The following is a 22,325-nucleotide window of genomic DNA, read 5'->3' on the forward strand; positions in this document are numbered from 1 at the left end:
GCGCACGCCCCGACGTGGCCTCCTCCGGATGCGTGGGCCCGCGGCCGCCGCCACAGTGGGTCGCATGGGTATCGATGACTACAGCGGCGGGCCCGGGCCCCAGCAGACCGGCGTACTCGTCGTGACGACGAACGACGTGCCCGGGTACCGGGTCGAGCAGGTCATCGGTGAGGTCTTCGGCCTCACCGTCCGCTCCCGCCACCTCGGCAGCCAGATCGGCGCAGGCCTGAAGTCGATGATCGGTGGCGAGCTGAAGGCTACACCCAAATGCGTTCATTGCTGCTGACCTGTGGTTTACCCTGTGGTCGGCACTCATTGCATGCGGGAAATGCCCCGCCTGCGCGTCATGGGAGAACGACGCACATACGGGGCTGCTGACGTGCTGAGCTGTCCGAGTCGGCACAGTCGACGGCTGGCGTCTACTCGGCAGGCTTCACGGTGTTCGGCGGGACCAGCCACTCACGGCCCCCGCTCTCGGGCCGTAGGAACGCCGTAGGCCGCTTACGGCGCTCGCCCGGCATGGCGGCCGGGTCCTCGTAGTCCGGGATCACGTCTCGCAGGATGCCCATGCGACCCGCCGCATCCTCCACCCGCTGACCGATGTTCGCCTGCGTGATCACTCGTGCCCCTCGGGATGCCGACGCATGTGGACGTTGCAGTCAGAGACCGTCGTCAGGTCGCCCCCAGCCCGCGCACGGTCCCGCACGTTGGCCAGTTCAGCGCAGCCCGCGCACCCCTCAACCGGGGTCGGTTCCAGGTGTAAGCGCAACGGCAGTTCGATCGGTGTGGTGCTGAATCGCGTCGGCTCCGTCATGCATTGATCGTGCTGCCGGACGGCGCGGTCCTACAGGGACGGAACGTCCCACTCTCGCGCCGTTAGTTGGCGACTCCCAGGAACTCGGCGAGCTTTCGCAGACCCGGCGGTCGTGCAGGTCCGTTCCACAAGTCGCTGACGATGGCTACAGCCAACGTGTGGTGCCGCATCCACCCTGGTGCCACCTGCCGAAGCCGTTCAAGCGCTCCCACAGCCCCGGTGGCGTCCCCCATGTCGGTGTGTGCGCGTGCCACGTCCAGCAGCAGCCACGTCCTCCATGAGGGCGGAGTGTCCTTGCTCAGCCTTATGCCCTTGGCCAGCGCCAGGGCTTCCTGGGGCCGCTCATGCTGCACAGCAAGGCGGACCCGTTCGATGCGCACCGACGACCGGCTGAACACCGACACCAACTTGCCGTCAGCCGGGGGCGGGAGGGTAGCCAAACGGCCCGCTGCCTTCTCGGCCGTCACCATCATGTCGTTGGCGGTCTCGTAGTCGTCGCTCCGTGCGTACGACGTGGCCGCAGACATCAGCAGGCCACCCCAGACACGGACCCCCTCCGACGTACCCGTGTGCTCGCGTTCCACCCCGTCCGCAGCGTGCACGGCCAAGTTCCGTGCGTCGTCCAACCGGGCCTGTCGCTGGTAGGCCCACGCCACGGAGTTCGAGACCATCGGGGCAAGCAAGGGGTCTGACGAGTCACCGGCGGCAGCGTAGGCGCGCTCCAGAGCCGAGAGTGCGAGGTCGGTCTTTCCGAGACGGATGGCCAGGTGTCCGCCGAGTTGCAGCGCCTTGCCGAGTGCCGATTGGCCGGCTGCCCGTTGGTCCGGGTTACCTACCGCAGCGAGTAGGCGAGCGTCCGCGATGATGCCCGGCAGGACGTCCATGAGACGGCCGAACTCCGCCGAGTGGTACAACGTCCACCCCTCTGCCAGTTCGGCCCGCAGAAGGCGCAGAGATAGTCTCTCAACGCCCGCAGGCTCCATGGGGGGAGCGAATAGCGGCGGCATGATCGCGCGCCGGACAGCGACGAGCTGAGGCGGGTCGGCGTCGCCGCTGGACGGGACACCTGGCGGGTCTCCCAGAAGGGCCGTCAGTTCCACGCCCAGCCCTTTGGCCAGCGAATGAAGCGCCGGCAGCCGTGCGCTGTGCTTCCGGTGCTGCTCAAGCTTCCGGATCACGTCCACGGACACGCCGGACCGTTCGGACAGTCCCTCTTGGGTGAGGTCGGCAAGACGGCGCAGCCTCGCCATGCGGTCGCCCAGGTGCTCAGTAGCCATGCCCAGAAACTACGCCCGAGCGGTGGAGCTGTGACAGTGATCCTCAAACCGTGCACACTGCGCCTCACGTTGACGTTCAGGTCTCTGATCGATGCATTCTGAGGGGACGCTCTGCCCCTTCCCGGGGCTGTTCTCCAGTGGCGCCCAGCATGTTGCCGCTGGTCAGGCGCCAAGCGTCAGCCCAAAAACGGCGCCACACTCAGGGCGCGCGGATGGAGCTTGGGCCGGGATTGCCAGCGGGCACACGTCCCGAACTTTCGAAGCGCCCTACCCTCGTGTGCGGTGTTGCGGTGGTTCCAGGGCACTTTTCGTATTGCTTATAGGTTTCTATATGTATTCCCGAAAACGCGAAGAACCACCGCAACACCGCATCTCACGCCGCTGAGGACGTCACTCTGCCTCGTTCAGCGCCCGGTACAGCGTCGCGCGGGACACCCCGAGGGCCTTGGCAATGGCGGTGACGCTCTCGCCCTTGGCCCTCCGAGCCTTAGCCGCAGCGAGCTTGTCAGCGTCCATCACAGCCGGACGACCGCCCACGCGTCCCTGAGCCCTGGCAGCGTCCAGACCGGCGCGGGTCCGATCCTTGATCAGGCTGCGCTCAAACTCCGCCATGGCACCCACCACCTGAAGCATGAGCTGTCCGTCCGGGGTGTTCGGGTCGATGCTCGCCAGCGCCCCCGTCAGTACCTTGAAGCCGATCCCCCGAGCGGCGAGAGCATCAACCATGTTCACCAGGTCGATCAGTGAGCGAGCGAACCGGTCCAGCTTCCACACGCACAGGGTGTCCCCGGGGCGCGCGTAGTCGAGTGCGGCTGTCAGCTCCGGCCGGTCCGTGTTCTTGCCGCTCGCCTTGTCCGTGAAGATCCGGGCGCATCCCGCCTGATTCAGCGCGTCGTGCTGCAACTGGGCTTCCTGGTCATCGGTCGAGACTCGGGCGTATCCGATCAGGTGTCCTGTGGTCGTCGTCATGCACAGATCGTCGCATAACCCGTCTCAAAACCTTAAGGGTTTTCGAGAGGTTCTGAGACGGGTTTTGGAACACGGATCGGCCGCCCCCGGGTCATCGTCGCAGACGTCTCACAAACCATCGTTTGATGGACGCCCCACGGCGATCACTCTCCGTACTGTCGATGGGCCGGGGGCTCACGCTGTCAACTCCTGGGCGCTCTCGTCGGCCTCGCCGGTCGCGAATCGGACCGTAAGTCGTGCCGCTACCTCATCCGGGGTCGGAACGGTCCCGCCCTTTCGGGTGGTCTTGTGGATGATCACCTTGTCCACGAACAGCCGGACCAGCATCCGCCGGTTTTCCATGGATGCGCCATGCCACCAGGACCCCTCGCCGATGGGGTCACCGTTCACTGAGCCGTCTGTCCATTGGGTGATCGGCAGTTTGGCCGTGCAGCTCTCCTCAATCTCCGCAATGGCATGCTCGGCCGCCGACATGCGGCCCTCAAGCTTCCGCTTCCGCTCGTTGAAGCGACGCTGCCCAATGGGCCCGCTGTACGTCTCCCCGTTCTCCAGGGCGTCGTAGAGCTCTTCCAGGGCCTGGATGGCGTCCGCCCTCTCTCGGACCAGTTCCGTTCGCTCTCGCGCCGTCTCAGGGTCGGCCGTGGCGATTCCAAAGCGCTTCTGCGCCTCAATGAGGATGCCGGCCGTCTCGGGGTCGTCCTCTGCAGTCGTGATCACGGCGAGGATGCGTTGTGCAACGTAGTCGTCTGCGTACTTCTGGAGAATGCGGTTCGTTCCGGTGTGAACGCCGTCGGGGCGTCCGCCGGTTGGGCGGTTGCAGCGGTACGAACTGCGGGACGGCGTGGCGTGGTCGTTGAGCACCCCGGCGTTGTACTCACACTCGCACTCAAGAATCGACATGCCACCCAGCAAGGTCACCGGCACAGGCTTGCCACTGCTGCCCCTGGTCCGTGCGGACAGCCACGTTTGCAGTTCGTGCCACTCGTCACGAGGGATGATCGGCTCAATTTCGAGATACAGCGGCTGCATCGTCTCGGGGTCGCGCTTGATGACGTAGTCGCGCATTTGGCGGGTTGGGTTACCGTCGCCATCGGTGTAATAGCGGGCCACAGCGTCGTATCCGGCAATCCGGGGGTCCCTGAGGATGCGCTTAAGGGTTGCTGCTTCCCAAAGTGCCTTTGCGCGACCTGCTCCCTTCGCGGCACCACGGGTGGGCGTGCCATCGTCGTTGAAGGTCTGGCATACGCCGTTGATGCTGCCGGGGCTGCCCACGTTCAGTGCGGCCCTCTCGCCGGACGTCTCCCTCAGATGCGCCTTGATGTACCCCCACGCGCGCCGGATCACCTCCGCTTCGTCGTCGTGCACGGCAAGCAGTTGAACAGCGATGGGCCTGCCGGTCGGGGTTATGCGCATTTCAGACCGAAGCTTGAAGCCGTATGGGGTGTTTCCGCCGATGTACCCGCCCAGCGCCTTCGCTTTCTCCTTGGCGCCCCGCACGGCAACGCTCTTGTTCTTGCTCTCCTGGTGGGCAGCGTCAAGCCGCATGATCAGGTGAATCAGGTCCATGACGTTGCCCTTGCGGAACTCGCCCTCAGTGACGCTGACGATGGTGACGCCAAGGTTCAACAGCTCCGTGACGATCGGAATCGCGTCCAGCGGGTCCATGCGAGAGAACCGACTGACGTAATAGACGATCACCATGTTGATGCGACCGGCCCGACAGTCGGTCAACAGCCGCTCGAAGTCGGGACGTTCCGCACCGCTGAACGCAGATATGCCCAGGTCCTCATAGTGGCCACACCAGACAGCATCGGGATAGGTGAGGTGCTTTGCGTGGTTGGCCTCACGCTGGTCCTCCGGGCTCGCCTCGCTCCGGTTGTCGCGCGTGCTGGACTGCCTTGTGTATCCCGCTGCATGGATCCTCATGCCGGTCACTGCCCCAGGTGCGCTCATGGTTCGGATCCTATGATCAGAACCTAGGGAAACCAAGGGGCTGACCAAGACCCTGGTGCAGACCCGCAACCAAGCCATGGAGCGGCTCATCGAGGCGGCGAAGTCCCGCGGCGCGAACGCCGTGCTGATGATGCGGTTCGACGTGACCGACGCCGCCGACGTCGGGACCGAGGTCTGCGCGTACGGGACGGCCGTCGTCCTCGCGCCCTCCTCCTGACCCGCGTCCCCGCCACCCGAGTCCAGGACGGCGCTCCGCCAACCGCCGTACGCGGGCTGCCGGACGGGACGCCGCAGTGCGGGGGCGTCGGCATCTGCGGATGGTGATCCACCGGGCCGGGACCCACAAGAGGACGCGGGCGCGCGCCTCCCGCGGACACCGGCTCAGGGGGCGCCGGGGCCGAACTTTATGCTCGGGTGCATGCACCACGCGTCCGCCCCCGACATATCCGTGATCATCGCTGTCTACAACGCGATGCCGTATCTGAACGAGTGCCTCGACTCGGCGCTGGGGCAGACCCTGGGGGCGGAGCGCCTGGAGATCATCGCCGTCGACGACGGTTCCACGGACGGCAGCGGCGCCGAGCTGGACCGCTACGCTGCGCGGCACCCGCAGCTGCGCGTACTGCACCAGCCGAACTCCGGCGGCCCGGGCGGGCCGCGCAACCGGGCCCTCGACCTGGCCCGCGGCCGGTACGTCTTCGTCCTCGACGCCGACGACCACCTCGGCCCCGAGGCACTGGAGCGGCTGCTGGACATGGCCGAGACCCAGGGCAGCGACCTCGTGCTCGCCAAGCAGGTCGGACTCGGCCGGACCGTGTCGGAGAAGGCCCACCGGCATGCCGAGGAGGCCGACCTCTACACCTCGGAGGTCTACCGCTCGCTGCACTCCGCCAAGCTGATGCGCCGGCAGGTCATCGAGGACGCGCGGCTGCGCTACCCGGAGGACCTCTGGTACGGCGAGGACCAGGTCTTCATGACGGAGGTGTTCCTGGCCGCCGGGAAGATCTCGGTCGTCGGCGACTACGACTGCTACTTCCTGCGCCGCCGCGACGACGGGCAGAACATCACCGCGCGCGTCCGGACCGCGGACGAGACGGTCGCGCACATCGAACGTGTCATGTCGCTGGTGGCCGAACGGGTGCAGGACCCGGTGGGACGGCGCCGCATGCTCGGCCGGCACTTCCGCAGCGTGCTGCGTACGGCGCTGCGGCCGGCCGTCATCGCCCGCCACGAGGACCCCGCCTTCACGGCGGAGGTGTACGAGCGGGCGCGGGCACTGGTGCAGACGTACTGGACGCCGGACACGGGCGGCGAACTGCCGCGGATCGACTGGATCCGGCTGTACGCGTTCGCCTGCGGCCCGCTGGCCGCCTTCGAGCAGTTGATGGAGTACGACCCCGCGAAGGAGCCGGCCCCGCAGGAAATCGTCGACAACGGCCGCGTGTACCGCTGCTATCCGCTCTTCCGGGACCCGGCGGCGGGACTGCCGGACGTGCTCTTCGACGTGACCGGGAGGCTCAGGACGCAGCACCGGCTGGCGTCGCTGAGCTGGCAGGGCGGGCGCGTACGGATGACCGGCCACGCGTACATCCAGACGCTGGGGACCGGCCGCATGGAGAGCGAGCTCGTGCTGCGCTCGCGGGAGACGGGCGACGAGCACCTCGTACCGGTCCAGGCCCGTCCCGCGCCGGAACTCACGGAGCAGGACCCGGAGCTGGCGATGGCCGGCTTCCTGGCGGAGCTCGACCTGGCCACGGTGGCCGGGGGCGGGCCGGTCGCGCCGGGTACCTGGGACTGTTTCCTCAACGTGCGGGCGGAGGGGGTCACGCGCACGGTCCGGCTGGGCCGCCGGCACGCGCCGGAGCTGGACCGGACGGCCCGCCGGGCCAAGGTCATCACCCGCGACCCGAGCGGCACCACGGAACTCGCGGCGGCCGCGTTCTTCACCGCCTACGGGAATCTGAGCTTCGAGGTGGTCCGCCGGATCCCGCTGCCCACGGCCTGAGAAAGTTTTTCGAAATCGGCGGCAACCTCCCGGGGGGTCGCGCGTCGTGCGGGGGTGAAGGGCGTGATTCCGCGTCCTCGACCCGACCGTGGAGAACCACTGTGATGATCCTGAAGCGCGTCCACCCGACCGTCCGCCGGGCGGCCGTCGCCGCTGCCGCCGCGGGAGCGGTCGTCGTTCTCGCCGGGCCCGCCTTCGCCGCACAGGGGGCTTCGGCCGCCCCGACGCCGGTTCCCAGCACGCCGTCGAGCGCGACGCCGAGCGCCGTGCCCACGCCGTCGCGCAGCCTCCCGCCGACCGCGGCGCCGAGTGTGCGGCCCACGCCGTCGCGCAGCCTCCCGCCGACCGCGACACCGAGCGGCGGGCCCAGCGCCCGGCCGAGCGCGGCGCCCTCCGCCACCCCTTCTGCGGCCGGGGACGAGCTCGCGCATACTGGCTCCTCCACCACCACCGCCGCCATCGGGGCCGGGGCCGCCGGGCTCATCGCCGCCGGAGCCGGGACCCTGTACGCCGTGCGGCGCCGCGCCAACGGCTGAGGAAACCCGTGCTCCAACTCGCACCACCCGCACCTTCCGCACGCCCCCTCACGCTCGGCCTCGGCCGGGCGTGGCGGGGCTTGTGGTCGTTGGTGCTGCGCGGCGAGCGCGCCACCCCGCCGCCGCCCGCGCAGCCGTACGGTCCCGGGTACGGGCACGGGCACGGGCCCGCGCCGGGGGCCGCGTACGACGACGCCCCGTGGGGTGACGCGCCGCAGCCCACCGTCACCGGGCTCTACCATGCGCACCGGCTGCGCATGGTCCGGCTGGCGGTGCTGCTCGTCGACGACCTGGCCACCGCCGAGGACGTGGTCCAAGACGCCTTCACGGCCCTGTACAGGCGCCACGGGGAGCAGATCAGCGAGGTCGACAACGCGCTGGGCTATCTGCGCACGGCCGTCGTCAACACCTCCCGGTCGGTGCTGCGCCGCAGGCGCACCGCCCGCGCCTGGACCCCGCCCGCGGCGGCCGACATCCCGTCCGCGGAGGACCACGTCGTCCTCGACGAGGCGCACCGCGAGGTCCTCGCCGCACTCGGCAGGCTGACCCCGCGCCGCCGGCAGGTCCTCGTCCTGCGCTACTGGGCCGAACTCAGCGAGGCCGAGATAGCGACCACCCTCGGGATCAGCCGGGGCGCGGTGAAGTCGAACGCGAGCCGCGCGCTGGATGCGCTGGAACGGACTCTGGAGGGACGGATATGACGCACGGCGAACGCCCCGTCGAACGCAGGCTGCGCCAGGCCCTCGACGCCCGCGCGGCCGGGGTCACCGTACGGGATCTGCGCCCCGCGGATCCCCCGGGTCCGTATGCCCGGAGGCTGCCCGCCGCGCGGCTGCGGCTGAACCTGCGCCGGCTCGCGCTGCCGCTGGCGGGACTGGCCGCGGCTGCCGCCGCCGTGGCCGGGTACCTCGTACTGGCCCCGGACCCGTCCCCGGCCCGGCCGGTTCCGCCGGCGTCGCCGCCCGAGATCACCGGACCCGGGCCGACACCGCCGTCCGGTACGAGTACCCCTACCCCTACCGGTACCGGTAGCGCCCGCCCGTCGGTGACGCCGTCCCCGGGGCCGTCCAGGAGCCCCGGGACCCGCTCGGGTCCGACGCCGGGCCTGCCCCCGAGCGCGTCGGCGCCCCCGTCGAGCTCCCGGCCCCCGACCGCCGTCCCGTCGCCCCCGCCGCAGACGTCGTCCCTGCCGAGCGCCAGTCCCAGCAGGACCTAGCTAGGACCGGGGGCGGGTGTTCTCCACGGCCGCGACCAGCGGGGCGAGTTCGGGGTTGCGCGCGGCCTCGTCCAGTGCCTCGCGCAGCGCGGTGTCGTTGGCGGGCCGGGCGGCGGCCAGCAGGGCCAGGCCGGCCTCGCTCACGTCGGTGTAGATGCCCCGCCGGTCCGTGTCGCAGATGTAGCGGCTGAGCAGCCCGCGGTCCTCAAGCCGGCTGACCAGGCGGGTGGTCGCGCTCTGGCTGAGCACCACCGAGTCGGCCACCTGGTGCATCCGCAGGTGGCCGCCCGGGCCGTCGTGCTGGCGGCTCAGGACGTCCAGCAGCGAGTACTCGCGCACGCTCAGCCCGTGCCCCGACTGGAGGGCCCGCTCGATGTGCGCCTCGATCCGTCCGTGCAGGAGGGAGAGGGCGCACCAGCCCTGGGCGAGGCCGGTGAGTGCGCTGTCCGTGGCCGTCATGGCTGCTCCTTCAAACCGTGTCCCCGCAGGTGCCCTCCCAGGATAGGCCACTGACGCAATAGCCCGCGCTTGCAAACATCCCGCGTCTGCAATTAATGTCGACGCATGTAAGCGGCGACAGCAAGTGTTGCTGCGGCGTCACCACCTCCCCCTTGAAGGACACCCCTCATGCCTCTCGCACTGCTGGCCCTCGCCATCGGGGCCTTCGGGATCGGCACCACCGAATTCGTGATCACAGGCCTGCTCCCGGAGGTCGCCGCCGACTACGGCGTCTCGATCCCCACCGCCGGCTTCCTGGTCACCGGATACGCCCTCGGCGTCGTCCTCGGCGCCCCGCTCATGACCGTCCTCGGCACCCGCGTCCCCCGCAAGCGCATGTTGATGCTGCTCATGGGCCTGTTCATCGCGGGCAACGTGCTCTCCGCACTCGCCCCCGCCTTCGGCGTCATGCTCGCCGGCCGCGTCGTCGCCTCCCTCGCCCACGGCGCCTTCTTCGGCATCGGCTCGGTGGTCGCCGCCGGGCTCGTGGCCCCCGAGCGGAAGGCGGGCGCGATCGCCATGATGTTCACGGGCCTGACCGTGGCCAACGTCGTCGGTGTCCCGCTCGGCACCCTCGTCGGCCAGACCCTCGGCTGGCGCGTCACCTTCCTGATCGTCGCCGCCCTCGGGGTACTCGGCCTGGCCGGCATCGCCAGGCTGGTTCCCGAACTGCCCCGGCCTGCGGGCGTCCGGATCCGCCACGAGCTGGCCGCCTTCCGCAACGTCCAGGTACTGCTCGCGATGGCGATGACCGTCCTCGGCTTCGGAGGCGTCTTCGCCGCGATCACCTACATCACGCCGATGACGACCCACGTCGCCGGATTCGCCGGTACCTCCGTGACCTGGCTCCTCGTCCTGTTCGGCCTCGGCATGGTCGCCGGCAACCTCATCGGCGGCCGGTTCGCCGACCGCGCGCTGATGCCGATGCTGTACGTGTCCCTGGGCGCCCTCGCCATCGTCCTGGCCGTCTTCACCCTCACCGCCCACAGCAAGGCCGGCACCGCCGTCACCGTCGTCCTCATCGGTGCCCTCGGCTTCGCGACCGTCCCGCCGCTGCAGAAGCGGGTCCTCGACCAAGCCGCCGGCGCCCCCACCCTGGCCTCCGCCGTCAACATCGGCGCCTTCAACCTCGGCAACGCGCTCGCCGCCTGGCTCGGCGGGCTCGTCATCGCCGCCGGGCTCGGCTGGACCGCCCCGAACTGGGTCGGCGCCGCAATGGCTTCCTCCGCCCTGGTCCTCGCCCTCGTCTCCGGCGCGCTGGAGCGGCGTACGGCCACCCTCCCGGGCGGCGGCGGCCGGGTCGTGGCGGCCGGAGCGCCCGCCGCAGGCGCCCCCGCCGGCCTCCCCGTCCACCACTGATCCACGCCCGGCCGACCGATTGCCCGTACGCCCGCACCACGATCCAGGAGAACCCCCATGCCCGGCCTCACCACCCCCGCCTGCACCGCCGTCGCCCCGCTGACCACCGAGGACGCCGAACTCCTCGTCTCCGCCGCCCGTACCGCTGCCGAGCGGGCCGGGGCCACGGTCAGCATCACCGTCCTCGATGCCGGAGGCCACCTGCTTGCATTCCGCCGCGACGACCGGGCCGTGCTGATCTCCGGCGAGACCAGCACCCGCAAGGCCTACACCGCCCTCCAGCTCGACGCCCCGACCGCCGACCTCGTCGAGGCCGTCCGGCCCGACGGCCCCTTCCACACCCTGCCCACCGCCCTCGACCGGCCGCTGCTGTTCATCGCGGGCGGCCTGCCCGTCCGCCGCGGCGGACGGCTCGTCGGAGCCATCGGCGTCGGCGGCGGCGCCCCCGACCAGGACCACGCCTTCGCCGCCGCCGCACTCGACGCGCTGCTCTGACGGCTCCCGCCGGGCCTCCGGGTCGCGCGCCCGGGTCCCCCGTGCCACGTTGGTACGGGGAACAGGGGTGCATGATGCGAAGTTCCGGGCAGCTCAGGAGAGGCCACGTCGTCGCGACGGCAGCCGTCGCCGCGCTGGTCTCCCTTGCCGTCCCCGGCTGCACGGCCGCCTCGGACGAGGCCCGCAGCCCCGGGGGCGGCAGCAGCACGGGCTCCGCCACCGGCGCGGCCTCCGCGCCCGCGGCCCGCACCCCCACGCCGACCCCCTCCTATCCGCTGTCCACGGCCCCGCGCACCATCCCGGCCGTACGAGAGCACGTCCCGGCCCGCGGCCCCGGCTGGAAACCGGCCGCCGCCGCGCGGGTCGTTGTACCGCCCGGGGACGCCGCGGCCCTCGCCGACGAGGGAAGGCTGCTCGCCGGTGAACTGCGCATGGGCTTCGCCGAGACCGCCGCCCCGCGCCCCGGCGACGTCGAGCTGGCCCTCGGCGTCAAGAACTCCGGACCGCCCGAGTCGTACACCCTCACCGTCCGGGGCGGCCGGGTCCGGGTCACCGGCCCCGACCAGGCCGGGGTCTTCTACGGCACCCGCACCCTCAAACAAGAGGTGAAGTCCGCCGGCTCGGCCCCCGAGGGCACCGTGCGCGACGCCCCGGCCAAACCCCAGCGCGGCCTGAACCTCGATATCGCCCGCAAGAACTTCACCGTGGGCTGGATCGAGGACCGGCTGCGCTGGATGGCCGACCTCAAGCTCAACCAGCTCGGCCTGCACTTCTCCGACGACCAGGCCTTCCGGATCCAGTCCGACACCCACCCCGAGATCGTCTCCACGCCCCACCTCACCAAGGCCCAGGTCCGGCAGATCACCGCCCTCGCCGCCCGGCTGCACATCACGGTCGTCCCCGAGCTCGACTCGCCCGGCCACCTCGGCGCGGTCCTGCGCGCCCACCCCGGCCTCCAGCTGCGCGACGTACAGGGCAGGGCCGTGAAGGGCGCCGTGGACATCTCCGACCCCGCCTCGGCCAAACTGATCGACGAACTGCTCCGCGAATACCTGCCGCTGTTCCCCGGCTCGCTCTGGCACCTGGGCGCCGACGAGTACCAGGCACTGGTCTACCGCAACCCGCAGGCATCCTTCCCGCAGCTCGCGCAGGCGGCCCGGAAGCGGTACGGGCCCGCGGCGCGGGTGCAGGACCTGGCCACGGGCTGGCTGAACGACCGTGCGAACGTGGTGCGTCCGCACGGCCGGGTGCCCAAGGCGTGGAACGACGGCTTCTTCACCGGAGGCGTGGTCCAGCCGGCCAAGGACATCCAGGTCGAGTACTGGACGGGCAAGGAGCTCGGGGCCCGGCCGCCGCTGGAGTACCTGCGGCAGGGCCGCAAGCTCGTCAACCTGAACGACGAGTACCTCTACTACGTGCTCGGCCAGCCGAACCAGTTCACCTACCCCACCGGCCGGCGGATCTACGAGCAGTGGACCCCGCTCGTGCTGCGCGGCACCACCGCGGTGCCCGCGCGGTACGCGGCGCAGATCCTCGGCGCACGGCTCGCCGTGTGGAGCGACCTGGCCGGCGCCCAGACCCAGGCCCAGGTCGCCGAGGGGATCCGGCTGCCCCTCGCGGCGCTGGCCCAGAAGGTGTGGGACCCCCGTCCGCCGCAGGCCGCCTGGGCCGACTTCAAGGCACTCGCCGACCGGCTCCAGCCGCCCGGGTGACCGATAAATCCGCTGGCCGGAGCGCCGGCCGCCTTGCTTGGATGCCGGGATGAACACCACGCTGCCGGACGGCTACGAGCTGTCCACCGACCCTGCCCGACTCGACGCCGCCCTGATCCACCGATGGTTGTCACAGGACGCCTACTGGGCCCTCGGCCGGAGCAGGGAGAAGCAGGACCAGGCCATCGCGGACTCACTGAACTTCGGCATCTACGACACCGTCTCGGGGACCCAGCACGGCTACGCCCGCGTCGTCACCGACCGGGCCACCTTCGCCTGGCTGTGCGACGTCTACATCGACCCCGCCGTCCGCGGCAAGGGCCTGGGTACGTGCCTGGCCGCCGCGGTCCGCGACCACCTGGCCCTGTACGGCCTGCGCCGGATCCTGCTCGCCACCGCCGACGCGCACGCCGTCTACGCCAAGGCCGGCTTCGCGCCCATGGCGCAGCCGGAGAAGTGGATGGTGTTCGGCGAGCAGTGAGGAACGGGCGGTGGGACGAGGGCGGCGAGCGGCGCGGAGCGCCGAGCCCTCACGGCCGGCCGGCGGGCTCCCGGCGCTGCCAGCGGCGCCGGATCCACTCGCCCGCCAGCGGCAGGGCCAGGACCACGGTCAGGGTCCAGGCAGCGGCGAAACCCCAGATCAGCGGCAATGACACGGTGACGGCGGCCGCTATCAGCAGGGCCAGCGTCACCGCACCGAGAAGGCAGGCGGCCACGGTGCGGTGACGCGGGCGTGCGTGCGCGGAGCGCAGGATCCGGTCGAGGGAGCGGTCGCCCTTGAGATCTTCCTCGATCGCGGAGAGGGCGCGCCGCTCGTGGTCGGACAGTCCGGCTCCGTCCATGACGACCTCCATCGGCTGGCGTCGCCGGGCGGCGCGCACCGCAGCCTCTGGCCTGCGAAATACCCGACCTGGCGCGGCCCAACCCTCGCGGGCGCCTCAGGCCCGGAGACGGGCGCAGGGGCGGGTCACCAGATGGAGTCGACCCACTCCGGGTGGTCGATGAACGGGTTGCGGTTGTGCTGGTAGGTGTCGAATATGACCTGGTTGCGGCGCTGCTCGAAGGCGTCCGGCGGGTCCTGCCGGCTCCACTGCTTCAGCAGGCTGATGCGGCCGAAGAGCGGGGCGGTGCCGTTGTTGACCTTGTCGTTCATTTCGAGGTCCGCGAAGCCGTCGCCGCCGTCGTAGCGCACGGCCATGTAGAGCAGCATGCGCGCGACGTCGCCCTTGACCGCGTCGCGCGGCTCGAAGGAGTCGGAGTCGGTGAAGCTTCCGGGGGCCTCGGCGACCGGGCTGCCGCCCATGTCGAAGTCCTTGTTGCCGCGGGTGCTGTTGACCGTGACGTCCTCGGGGCGCAGGTGGTGCAGGTCCGTGCCCGGGCCGGTGACGGTGCCGAAGTCGCCGTGGCTCTTGGCCCAGACGTGCTCGCGGTTCCAGTCGTTGGCGCCGCCGCCGTTGGTGGACTTGGACTGGGAGCGCCCCGAGTAGACGAGGATGACGTTGTTCGGGTTCGCCGGGTCCTGGTCGGTCACCTTCAGGGCGTTCCACACGCCGTCGTAGGTCACCGTGGACTGGTTCTTGATGATGTTGTGGAGGGCGGTCTTCAGCGCGGCGCCGGTCTTGCCCTCGGCTGCCGCGTAGTACGCGTCCACGGACGTGGCGCCGGTGGTCGCGGCCGCGTCGGCGTGGGGAGCGGCCGTCCGCTGCGGGCCGGCCGACGCGGTGGCCGGAATGAGGGCGAGGGCCGCCACGGCGAGGCCGGCGACCCAGGGCGTGCGTGGGGAGATTCTCATGGTGTGGGGGATACCTCTTCGCAGGCACCGCCCCCGCCATGGCAGTTGGCGGGGCGTCAGGTGGCAGAGCAGAGGTTCACATTGTCATGTGCCCTACAGGTAAAATCCATGTGTCGGAAGGCCGGATTCTGCCCCCGCCGCTCGCTGGGCCGAACGGGTGAGGGCCTCTTGGCAGGAAGCTCCGATGCGGGCACGGTGGCGGGGGCCCCGGCCGGGGCCGCGGACCGTGCACACCGTGAACACCCTTACCGGGAGCAGCCCATGGCAGTGAAGATCCTCATCGTGACCGGCGACGCGGCGGAGTCGCTGGAGGTGCTCTACCCGTACCAGCGCCTGCGCGAGGAGGGGTACGAGGTCCACATCGCGGCGCCGGCGGTCAAGAAGCTGCGGTTCGTGGTGCACGACTTCGAGGAGGGCTTCGACACCTACACCGAGAAGCCCGGCTACACCTGGCCGGCCGACGTGGCGTTCGCCGACGTGGTCCCGGAGGAGTACGCGGCCGTGGTCGTCCCGGGCGGCCGGGCGCCGGAGTACCTGCGCAACGACCCCGAGGTGCGGCGGATCCTGGCCGCCTTCACCGGTTCCGACAAGCCGGTCGCCCAGATCTGCCACGGCCCGCTGATCACGGCCGCGAGCGGCGGGCTGGACGGCCGCCGGGTGACCGCGTATCCGGCGCTGGAACCCGACATGAAGGCCGCCGGGGCCGCGTACGAGGACTCCGAGGCCGTGGTCGACGGCACGCTGGTCTCGGCCCGCGCCTGGCCCGACCACTCCGCCTGGATGCGGGAGTTCCTGAAGGTGCTGAGCGTCAAGGCCCCGGCGGCCTGACGCACGCGGCGGCGCCGGTGGCGGCGCAGAAGGGGAGGTTCCCCATTTCCTTGTGAAGGGTCCGGATCCGGGACTGACGTGACGGCGGTGGTGTGCTGAGGTGGCGGGGTCAACCGATGCTGCTTCAACCACCGCTGTTCGTACGGCAGTTGAAAGGACACCACCGTGACTGGACCTTTGGGCCGGCGCAGTTTCCTCGGCGCGGCCGCGGCCCTCGGCGGCGCCGCGCTCGTGGGACCGCTCGCACCGCTCGCCCAGGCCCGGCCCGCAGGGTCCCGGCCGGAGACCCTGCCCACCCCGCCCGGCTTCCAGCCCGAGGGCATCGCCGTCTCGCCGGGCGGCCTCGCCTACACGGGGTCGCTGATCGACGGTTCGATCTACCGCGTGGACCTCGCCACCGGGGCCGGGCGCATCCTGACCGGAGGGCAGGCTCCGGGCACGATGTCCGTCGGGCTCAAGCTCGACGGACACGGCAGGCTGCTCGTCGCGGGCGGGACGAGCGGGCAGATCCGCGTCGTGCACGCCGGTGACGGCCGGGTGCTGGCCACCCACCAGGCCGCCACCGGGACCGCCTTCGTCAACGACGTCGTCGTCGGCTGCGGGGGAGCCTGGTTCACCGACTCCTTCAACGACGTCCTGTACTTCCTGCCCGACGGCCCGGGCACCGGCCAGGGCCCGCGTGCCGTGGCGCTCGTCGGCGAGTGGGTCCCCACCCCGGGCGGCCAGGTCTTCGGCTCCAACGGCATCGAGCGGACCCCGGACGGCCGAGCGCTGCTCGTGGTCAACGACCACGCGCAGGCGCTCTTCCGCGTCGACCCGCGCACCGGGGCCGCCGCCGGGGTCCCGCTCGACGGCGGATCGGTGGGCAACGGCGACGGGCTCGTCGTCCACGGCCGCACGCTGTACGTCGTCCGCAACTGGAGCTATGCCGTCGACGTCTTCACGCTGAGCGCGGACGGCCGCCGGGCCCGGTTCGTCAAGCAGATCACCGACCCGCGCTTCGACGAGCCGACCACGGCGGCGGTCCACGGCGGCCGCCTCTACGTGGTCAACGCCGCCTTCGACTCCGACTGGTCGGATCCCGCCACCGTGTCGACGATCGTCAGCTGCCCGTTGTGATCACGGGGGCGGGCTCGTTCTTGTAGTTCGCCGATCCGAAGTTCTTCTTCACGGCCGCCTCCCAGGCGCCGTCCTGGACCATCTTCTTCAGGGCGGCGTTGATCTTGCCCTGGAGTTCCTTGTTGCCCTTCTTGACCCCGATGCCGTAGTTCTCGTTGCTCAGGCTCAGCCCGACCAGCTTGAACTTGCCGGTGTTGCCCTTCTGGGCGGCGTATCCGGCCAGGATGGCGTTGTCGGTGGTCAGGGCGTCGACCAGGCCGTCCTGGAGCGCGATGACGCACTCCGAGTAGCCGTCGAGCTCCAGGAGGCTGGCCTTGGGGGCCAGGTTCTTCCTGACGTTCTCGGCCGAGGTGGAGCCGGTGACCGAGCAGAGCTTCTTGTTGTTGAGGTCCTCGGCCTTGGTGATCGAGGTGTCGTCGGCACGGACCAGCAGGTCCTGGTGCGCGAGGAAGTACGGGCCGGCGAAGTCGACCTTCTCCTTGCGCTTGTCGTTGATCGAGTAGCTCGCCACGACGAACTTGACCTCGTTGTACTGGAGCAGCAGCTCGCGGTCGGAGCTGTCGACCCGCTTGAACTCGATCTGCTCCGGCTTGTAGCCGAGCTCCTTGGCGATGTACGTGGAGACGTCCACGTCGAAACCGGAGAAGGTGCCGCTCTGCTCGCGCAGTCCGACACCCGGCTGGTCGAACTTGATGCCGATGGAGAGGTTCCCCTTGGGGCCGCTGTCACCGCCGCACCCGGATGCGGTCAGGGCGAGGCCGATCACTGCGGCCAAAGCACCAGCCTTGGGAACCTTCATTTCTGCACTCTTTCCTAGGGAACGCGGGACGCGCTGCGGGATCGCCGGCAGCGGGTGGAACCGCGGGAACGTAAGAAGCGTCAAGACGCGTGTACGAGGAAGCTAGGAAGGCTGCAGCCGCGATGTCACTGGAATTGAGCAAAACTTGAGGTAACGATCCGGCGTGACCGGCGTTTCTATGGCGATTCGCTTCCTGAACGGGACAAAGGGGCCGGGCTCGGCGACAGGTGCGGCGCGGATCGCCGGAAATACGCCACTGCTGGGCGAAAGGGTGCAGGTCCGTTTTATCCGTACATTGCGCCTGCTTCGGTCGCAGCCGGGAACCCGCCGCGCTCCAGGTCGGCGTCGGCAAGGTGTGCGCCGTCCCCGGCGAGCGGTGGACGGGCCGGCCGGGCCGGGGAGCCGGCCGCGCGCCGTGGGCCGGCCACCGATGGCTTTCGGCCACACCAGGGGGTGCCGGGTCCTCCGCCGTGGCGGGGTGAGCCGTCCTTCCGGCCGCCGGGTTCGCCGCGGCACCCGCGGGTCCGCATCGGGGCGCCGACCCAACTCACCCCCACCGCAAGGGGGATGGGCCCAGGCGGCCCGGCCGGCCGAAGCCCCGGCCGGGCCGCGCCGGTCACGGACCGCAATCGGCCGAGTAAACAATCAAACTGGTGATCGAGTTCAGGCCGTTCCATGGGTATGATCTCCCGCAGCAAGGCCGTAGCGCAGAGGTCGTCGCGCCCAAGCATCGAGCTGGAGGACGTCGGTTCGAATCCGGCCGGTCTTGCGTCTTCTTCATGTCGTTGTGGACGCCGGGCACCGGCGAAGGACCGGTGGAGTGGTGATGACACAGCCGACACCCGTACGGTGCCCCGCGATCGAGCACCCGGACGTGCCGCTCGCCGACCCGGCCGCGCTCGACCCGCTGCTCGCGCGGCTCGCCGAGGCGGAGCGCGTCGAGGCCGACGAGGTCTTCCCGATCGGAACCCTGCGCGCGGACGGCCGCGTCGACCTGTGCAAGCAGGGCCTCGGACCGGCCGGCGCCGCCAGGGTGGCGGCCGTCGCCGCGGGCTCCGCCCACGCCCGGCACCTGCTGCTCGGCACCAACTCCATCGGCGACGAAGGAGTCCGCACGCTCGCGGGCGCCCTCACCGACGGACACGGGCTCCACACCCTCTACCTCGGCTGCAACCGGATCGGGCCCGACGGCGCGGCCGCACTCGCCGGCGCCCTCGCGGACGACACCACCGTCAAGGCCCTGTGGCTCAAGCGGAATCCAGTCTTCGTGGATGGCGCCCGGACCCTCGCCGGCCTGCTGCGCCGCAACCGGACCCTGCGCACCCTCGACCTGGTCAACACGGGCATCGGAAGCGAAGGGGTGCGCCTCCTCCTCGACGCCCTCCGCAGCCGTGAGACCCCGCTCGAACGGCTTTTCCTCGGCGGGAACGGCCTCACCGCCGAGGCGGCGCCGCTGCTCGCCGCCCTCATCCGGGAGACCGGGGTGCGCGAGCTGTACCTCCCGGCCAACCACCTCGGTGACGAGGGCACCGCGATCCTGGCCGCCGCGGCGGCCGCCGACCCCGCGCGGCCGGTCCGCCTCGGCCTCGGCGGCAACGGCATAGGCCCGGCCGGCGCCCGGGCCCTCGCCGACGCCCTCGGCGGGATCGAAGCACTCGACCTCGGACGGGCGATGTCCGAGCGCAGCCTCGGCTCCACCGGCAACGACACCGGCGACGAGGGCGCGTACGCCCTGGCCGCCGCACTCCCCGGCAGCCCGCTGCGCCGCCTCGAACTGCGCCACACCGGCCTCACCGGGCGCGGCGCGAAGTGCCTGCTGGCCGCCGTGCCCGAAGACTCCCCGCTGGAGTACGTCGGCCTGGGCCCCGGCCTGCCGCGCAAGGTGAAGCGCTCCTTCACCTCCCGGCTGCGGCCCACCCGGCCCGCCCACCCCGACCTCGGCGCCATCACGAGCGTGTACCGGTGAACGCCCGCGCCGAACTCCCCGACCTGACTCGCCTGCCCGGCGGATTCCTGGATCAGGACACCGCCACGTGGCAGCGGATCCGGCGCTACGCCGTGCCCCGGTGGATGATCGAGCGCGCCACCGCGCACCGGCTCGCCGGAGACTGGCGGGCCGCCTGTGCGGCCGCCGCCGTGGACATCGACTTCGACCTCACCGACCTCGCCGCCCGCCACGGGTCCGCGGTCGCCGAGGCGGTCGAGGACGACCTGCGCCACCTCGCCCCGGACCTCGTCCGCTGGCACCTGCCCCGTACCCTGGGCGGCCGCACGACCCTCCTCTCCGGCGTGCGCGTCCTGTTCGCCCGCTACGGGACCGGAGCCGCCGCACCGGTTCTGTCCGCCACCACCGGCCCCATGGCCGACGGCCCGCAGCGGCTGCGGCTGCACTGCGCCCCGGTCCCCGCGGCGGAACACGAAGACCTCTACACCTTCACGGACGGCTTCCGGGTCGAGAACTGGATCGCGACCCGCCCGCTCTGGGACGCCCGGCACACCGCAGAACTGCGTGAACGCCTGGCCGGCGGCGCCGACCGGCTGCCGTTCTTCCACCCCGACGGCACCCCTCTGGCCGCGCACGAGGTGCCCGCGGCCGACCCCGGCCCCGCCGACCCGGCCGCGCACGCCGAATGGGTCTGCCTGCTGCACGACCGCGGCGAGTACGCCGAGGCCTACGCGGCTGCCGGCATCGAGCGCAACCTGAACGTGTCCATGGGCGAGTACGGCCGGCCGCTGGAGCCGGAGCGGACCATGGCGACCCGCCTGCTCGACCTGACCCGCCTGGCGGCCGAGGTGCACCGCCTCCTGGCGGCCGGCGAGGGCGAACGCTTCTGGGTCGCCTCCCACTGGCCCGCCACCCTCGTCGTGGAAGCGGCCGGTGCCGGCGGGCTGCGGGCCCGGACCATCCCCTACAGGGAGGCGCGCGGACAGGTCCCCAGGCTGCCGCTGTTCGCCTGGACCCGGCTGCCCGACCTCGAACTCGTCCGCAACGGCCTGATCACCCCGAAGGAGCTCCACCCGCTGGTCGCCTCCGCCCTGTTCCCGCAGGCCGGACCCGCCGCCGGCCCGCCGCCAGGCCCGCCCGAGGCCCGGCCGGTACGGGTGCGCTGCCGCGGCGAGTGGCACGAGGTGCGCTCGCAGGGCGGCGTACTGGACCTGCTGCGGCACAGCGCCGATGAGCAGCAGCGCGAGCGCGCCATGCGGGCGTTCGGCGGCGCGATCTCCGGCTGCTTCGCCGTCCAGCACGACTGGACCACGGGAGAGGGGCGGCTGCCGCGCGCCCTGCAGGCCGAGCGGCGCGAGCTGTTCCTGCGCGCCCAGCACGGCGACACCCCCGGCGTCACGGCCCTGCTGGACGCGGGCACGGACCCCCGCGTCCGCGACGGCCGCGGCCAGACGCTGCTGCACGCCCTCAACCTCCTGGACCACGAGGAGCTGCTGCCCCGCCTGCTGGCGGCGGGCCTGGACCTGGAGGCCCGGTCCAATGCCGGGCAGACCCCGCTGCAGGTCGCGGTCAAGAACGTCGGCTCGACCGCCCTGGTCGAGGCGCTCCTCACGGCCGGCTCCCGCATCGACGTCATCGACGACATGGAGCTGTCGCTGGACCAGGTGATCCGCCGGTACAAGCGCACGGACCTCGCGTTCCTGCGCAGCCGGGTCCAGGAGGAGTTCCCCGGCATCGGCTCCGAGTGGTTCGACGAGTGGATGGACGAGCAGGAGGAATACGACAACGACGAGGACGACGACGCATGACCGCCCGCACGCCGAACCTCCTCGCCGCCGACGCCCTGGGCGCCCGGCTCCGCGCCACCCGTACCGAGCCCGCGGCCAACCCCCAACTCGAAGCCCTGGCACTGGCGGTGACGGCGAATCAGCCCGTCCTGCTGTGGGGTGAGCCGGGCATCGGCAAGTCCGCCGGCATGCAGCAGCTCGCCGACGCCCTCGGTGTCGGGCTGGAGACGGTGATCGCCAGCGTCCACGAGCCCTCGGATTTCGCCGGCCTGCCCATCGTCGGCGACGACCCCGCCACCACCGGCGTGCCGATGGCCCCGCCGGACTGGGCGGTACGCCTTGCCCGCACCGGCCACGGACTGCTGTTCTTCGACGAACTGTCCTCCGCCCCGCCCGCCGTGCAGGCGGCCCTGCTGCGCGTGGTCCTGGAACGCCGGATCGGCAGCCTGGTGCTGCCCGAGTCGGTACGGATCGTCGCGGCGGCCAATCCGCCGTCCAGCGCCGCGGACGGCTGGCACCTCAGCCCGCCGCTGGCCAACCGCTTCGTCCACCTCGACTGGACCCACAACCCGCGCACCGTGGCCCGCGGCCTGGCCGGAACCTGGCCCGAGGTCGCCATCCCGGCCGTCGACCCCGCTCGCGTCTCCGGGGCCGTCGCCCGCGCCCGCGGCGTGATCTCCGGCTTCCTGACCGCCCGGCCGGGCCTGGTCCACCACATGCCGAACGAGGCCGAGGGCCGTGGCCGCGCCTGGCCCTCCCCGCGCACCTGGGAGATGGCACTGCGGCTGCTGGCCACCGGGTACGCGGCCGGCGCCGGCCGGGAGGCCCTGGCCGCCGCGCTCACCGGCGCCGTCGGGGACGCGGCCGGGATCGAGCTGCTCTCGTACGTGGAACACCTCGACCTGCCCGACCCCGACCGGGTGCTGGCCGACCCGGACGCCTTCGCACTGCCCGAACGCGGCGACCGGCAGCTGGCCTTCCTCATCGCCGTGGTCGCGGCCGTCCAGGGCGAGCTCACCCGCCCCCGCTGGGAGGCCGGCTGGACGGTCCTCGCCAAGGCGGTCGACGCGGGCGTGCCCGATGTGGCCGCGCGTGCGGCCACCGACCTGGCCGCCATGCGCGACCTGGACTGGCCCGTGCCCGCCGGGATCGACGCGTTCCTCGAACTGCTCCAGCTCTCCGGCGCCCTGCCGGGCGCCGGCTGACCCGGCCGGTGACGCC

At 71.4% G+C, this 22,325-nt stretch carries 22 protein-coding genes, 1 tRNA gene and 2 pseudogenes; 16 read left to right on the forward strand and 9 right to left on the reverse strand.

The window, feature by feature from the left end; genetic code table 11:
• Positions 1-64: 64 nt before the first annotated feature.
• Positions 65-268, forward strand: a pseudogene (locus tag ABTY04_RS12150) (heavy metal-binding domain-containing protein); the annotation flags it as partial.
• Between the two features lie 151 nt (positions 269-419).
• Here the strand turns inward: ABTY04_RS12150 and ABTY04_RS12155 are convergent.
• From ABTY04_RS12155 to ABTY04_RS12175, 5 genes are all read right to left on the reverse strand, one after another.
• Positions 420-569: a hypothetical protein gene (locus ABTY04_RS12155; protein ID WP_352213265.1), complete on the reverse strand. Its 150-nt coding sequence runs from the start codon at positions 567-569 to the stop codon at positions 420-422.
• A gap of 47 nt (positions 570-616) precedes the next feature.
• Positions 617-814 (reverse strand): hypothetical protein, encoded by a 198-nt coding sequence (locus tag ABTY04_RS12160; RefSeq protein WP_352213266.1) that lies wholly within the window; start codon positions 812-814, stop codon positions 617-619.
• Between the two features lie 62 nt (positions 815-876).
• Entirely contained in the window at positions 877-2,091 is a 1,215-nt protein-coding gene (locus ABTY04_RS12165; RefSeq protein ID WP_352213267.1) for a helix-turn-helix domain-containing protein, read from the reverse strand.
• A gap of 390 nt (positions 2,092-2,481) precedes the next feature.
• On the reverse strand, positions 2,482-3,060 hold the full coding sequence (locus tag ABTY04_RS12170; protein WP_352213268.1) for a recombinase family protein: 579 nt from the start codon (positions 3,058-3,060) through the stop codon (positions 2,482-2,484).
• 174 nt (positions 3,061-3,234) lie between these two features.
• Positions 3,235-5,013 (reverse strand): recombinase family protein, encoded by a 1,779-nt coding sequence (locus ABTY04_RS12175; RefSeq protein WP_352213269.1) that lies wholly within the window; start codon positions 5,011-5,013, stop codon positions 3,235-3,237.
• Positions 5,014-5,041: 28 nt separating this feature from the next.
• Between ABTY04_RS12175 and ABTY04_RS12180 the strand changes: the two are divergent.
• From ABTY04_RS12180 to ABTY04_RS12200, 5 genes and pseudogenes are all read left to right on the forward strand, one after another.
• Positions 5,042-5,230: pseudogene (locus tag ABTY04_RS12180) on the forward strand (YbjQ family protein); the annotation flags it as partial.
• A gap of 201 nt (positions 5,231-5,431) precedes the next feature.
• Positions 5,432-7,018 carry a glycosyltransferase family 2 protein gene (locus tag ABTY04_RS12185; protein ID WP_352213270.1) on the forward strand — a complete coding sequence of 529 codons (1,587 nt, stop codon included), beginning with the start codon at positions 5,432-5,434 and terminating at the stop codon, positions 7,016-7,018.
• A 104-nt stretch (positions 7,019-7,122) separates the two neighbouring features.
• A complete protein-coding gene (locus tag ABTY04_RS12190; protein WP_352213271.1) occupies positions 7,123-7,554 on the forward strand; it encodes an LAETG motif-containing sortase-dependent surface protein in 432 nt (143 codons plus the stop codon).
• A gap of 8 nt (positions 7,555-7,562) precedes the next feature.
• A complete protein-coding gene (locus ABTY04_RS12195; protein WP_352213272.1) occupies positions 7,563-8,255 on the forward strand; it encodes an RNA polymerase sigma factor in 693 nt (230 codons plus the stop codon).
• Positions 8,252-8,770, forward strand: a complete 519-nt coding sequence (locus tag ABTY04_RS12200) for a hypothetical protein (RefSeq protein ID WP_352213273.1) — start codon at positions 8,252-8,254, stop codon at positions 8,768-8,770. Before ABTY04_RS12195 ends, ABTY04_RS12200 begins: the two co-directional genes overlap by 4 nt.
• Here ABTY04_RS12200 and ABTY04_RS12205 read toward each other — a convergent pair whose 3' ends face one another.
• Positions 8,771-9,229, reverse strand: a complete 459-nt coding sequence (locus ABTY04_RS12205; RefSeq protein WP_352213274.1) for a MarR family winged helix-turn-helix transcriptional regulator — start codon at positions 9,227-9,229, stop codon at positions 8,771-8,773.
• Positions 9,230-9,397: 168 nt separating this feature from the next.
• Between ABTY04_RS12205 and ABTY04_RS12210 the strand changes: the two genes are divergently transcribed.
• The 4 genes from ABTY04_RS12210 to ABTY04_RS12225 all read left to right on the forward strand — a co-directional run bounded on the left by ABTY04_RS12210 (position 9,398) and on the right by ABTY04_RS12225 (position 13,315).
• On the forward strand, positions 9,398-10,627 hold the full coding sequence (locus tag ABTY04_RS12210; RefSeq protein WP_352213275.1) for an MFS transporter: 1,230 nt from the start codon (positions 9,398-9,400) through the stop codon (positions 10,625-10,627).
• A 57-nt stretch (positions 10,628-10,684) separates the two neighbouring features.
• On the forward strand, positions 10,685-11,122 hold the full coding sequence (locus ABTY04_RS12215) for a GlcG/HbpS family heme-binding protein (protein ID WP_352213276.1): 438 nt from the start codon (positions 10,685-10,687) through the stop codon (positions 11,120-11,122).
• A gap of 71 nt (positions 11,123-11,193) precedes the next feature.
• Positions 11,194-12,834, forward strand: coding sequence for a beta-N-acetylhexosaminidase (locus ABTY04_RS12220; protein ID WP_352213277.1), 1,641 nt, complete (start codon positions 11,194-11,196; stop codon positions 12,832-12,834).
• A gap of 49 nt (positions 12,835-12,883) precedes the next feature.
• Positions 12,884-13,315, forward strand: coding sequence for a GNAT family N-acetyltransferase (locus ABTY04_RS12225; protein WP_352213278.1), 432 nt, complete (start codon positions 12,884-12,886; stop codon positions 13,313-13,315).
• Positions 13,316-13,364: 49 nt separating this feature from the next.
• On the opposite strand, the gene ABTY04_RS12230 is transcribed toward ABTY04_RS12225, so the two are convergent.
• Together ABTY04_RS12230 and ABTY04_RS12235 are read right to left on the reverse strand one after the other, a co-directional pair.
• On the reverse strand, positions 13,365-13,676 hold the full coding sequence (locus ABTY04_RS12230; protein ID WP_352213279.1) for a DUF3040 domain-containing protein: 312 nt from the start codon (positions 13,674-13,676) through the stop codon (positions 13,365-13,367).
• 125 nt (positions 13,677-13,801) lie between these two features.
• Positions 13,802-14,626 carry an endonuclease I family protein gene (locus ABTY04_RS12235; protein WP_352213280.1) on the reverse strand — a complete coding sequence of 275 codons (825 nt, stop codon included), beginning with the start codon at positions 14,624-14,626 and terminating at the stop codon, positions 13,802-13,804.
• Positions 14,627-14,887: 261 nt separating this feature from the next.
• Here ABTY04_RS12235 and ABTY04_RS12240 point away from each other — a divergent pair, with 261 nt between their 5' ends.
• Complete coding sequence (locus ABTY04_RS12240; RefSeq protein ID WP_352213281.1) at positions 14,888-15,454, forward strand: DJ-1/PfpI family protein; 567 nt, start codon at positions 14,888-14,890, stop codon at positions 15,452-15,454.
• Positions 15,455-15,619: 165 nt separating this feature from the next.
• On the forward strand, positions 15,620-16,573 hold the full coding sequence (locus ABTY04_RS12245) for an SMP-30/gluconolactonase/LRE family protein (protein WP_352213282.1): 954 nt from the start codon (positions 15,620-15,622) through the stop codon (positions 16,571-16,573).
• Here ABTY04_RS12245 and ABTY04_RS12250 read toward each other — a convergent pair.
• Complete coding sequence (locus ABTY04_RS12250) at positions 16,557-17,372, reverse strand: glutamate ABC transporter substrate-binding protein (RefSeq protein ID WP_352213283.1); 816 nt, start codon at positions 17,370-17,372, stop codon at positions 16,557-16,559. The genes ABTY04_RS12245 and ABTY04_RS12250 overlap by 17 nt on opposite strands.
• 696 nt (positions 17,373-18,068) lie before the next feature.
• Between ABTY04_RS12250 and ABTY04_RS12260 the strand changes: the two genes are divergently transcribed.
• The 4 genes from ABTY04_RS12260 (at position 18,069) to ABTY04_RS12275 (ending at position 22,309) form a co-directional block, all read left to right on the forward strand.
• Positions 18,069-18,141, forward strand: a tRNA-Arg gene (locus ABTY04_RS12260).
• A 57-nt stretch (positions 18,142-18,198) separates the two neighbouring features.
• Positions 18,199-19,338, forward strand: coding sequence for a leucine-rich repeat domain-containing protein (locus tag ABTY04_RS12265; RefSeq protein WP_352213284.1), 1,140 nt, complete (start codon positions 18,199-18,201; stop codon positions 19,336-19,338).
• The gene (locus ABTY04_RS12270; protein ID WP_352213285.1) at positions 19,335-21,125 is read left to right on the forward strand and encodes an ankyrin repeat domain-containing protein; all 1,791 of its coding nucleotides are present in this window, start codon (positions 19,335-19,337) and stop codon (positions 21,123-21,125) included. Before ABTY04_RS12265 ends, ABTY04_RS12270 begins: the two co-directional genes overlap by 4 nt.
• Entirely contained in the window at positions 21,122-22,309 is a 1,188-nt protein-coding gene (locus ABTY04_RS12275) for an AAA family ATPase (RefSeq protein WP_352213286.1), read from the forward strand. The genes ABTY04_RS12270 and ABTY04_RS12275 overlap by 4 nt, the downstream gene beginning before the upstream one ends.
• Positions 22,310-22,325: the final 16 nt, after the last annotated feature.

This window comes from Streptomyces sp. NPDC097981, from assembly GCF_040302565.1.
Classification (GTDB): domain Bacteria; phylum Actinomycetota; class Actinomycetes; order Streptomycetales; family Streptomycetaceae; genus Streptomyces.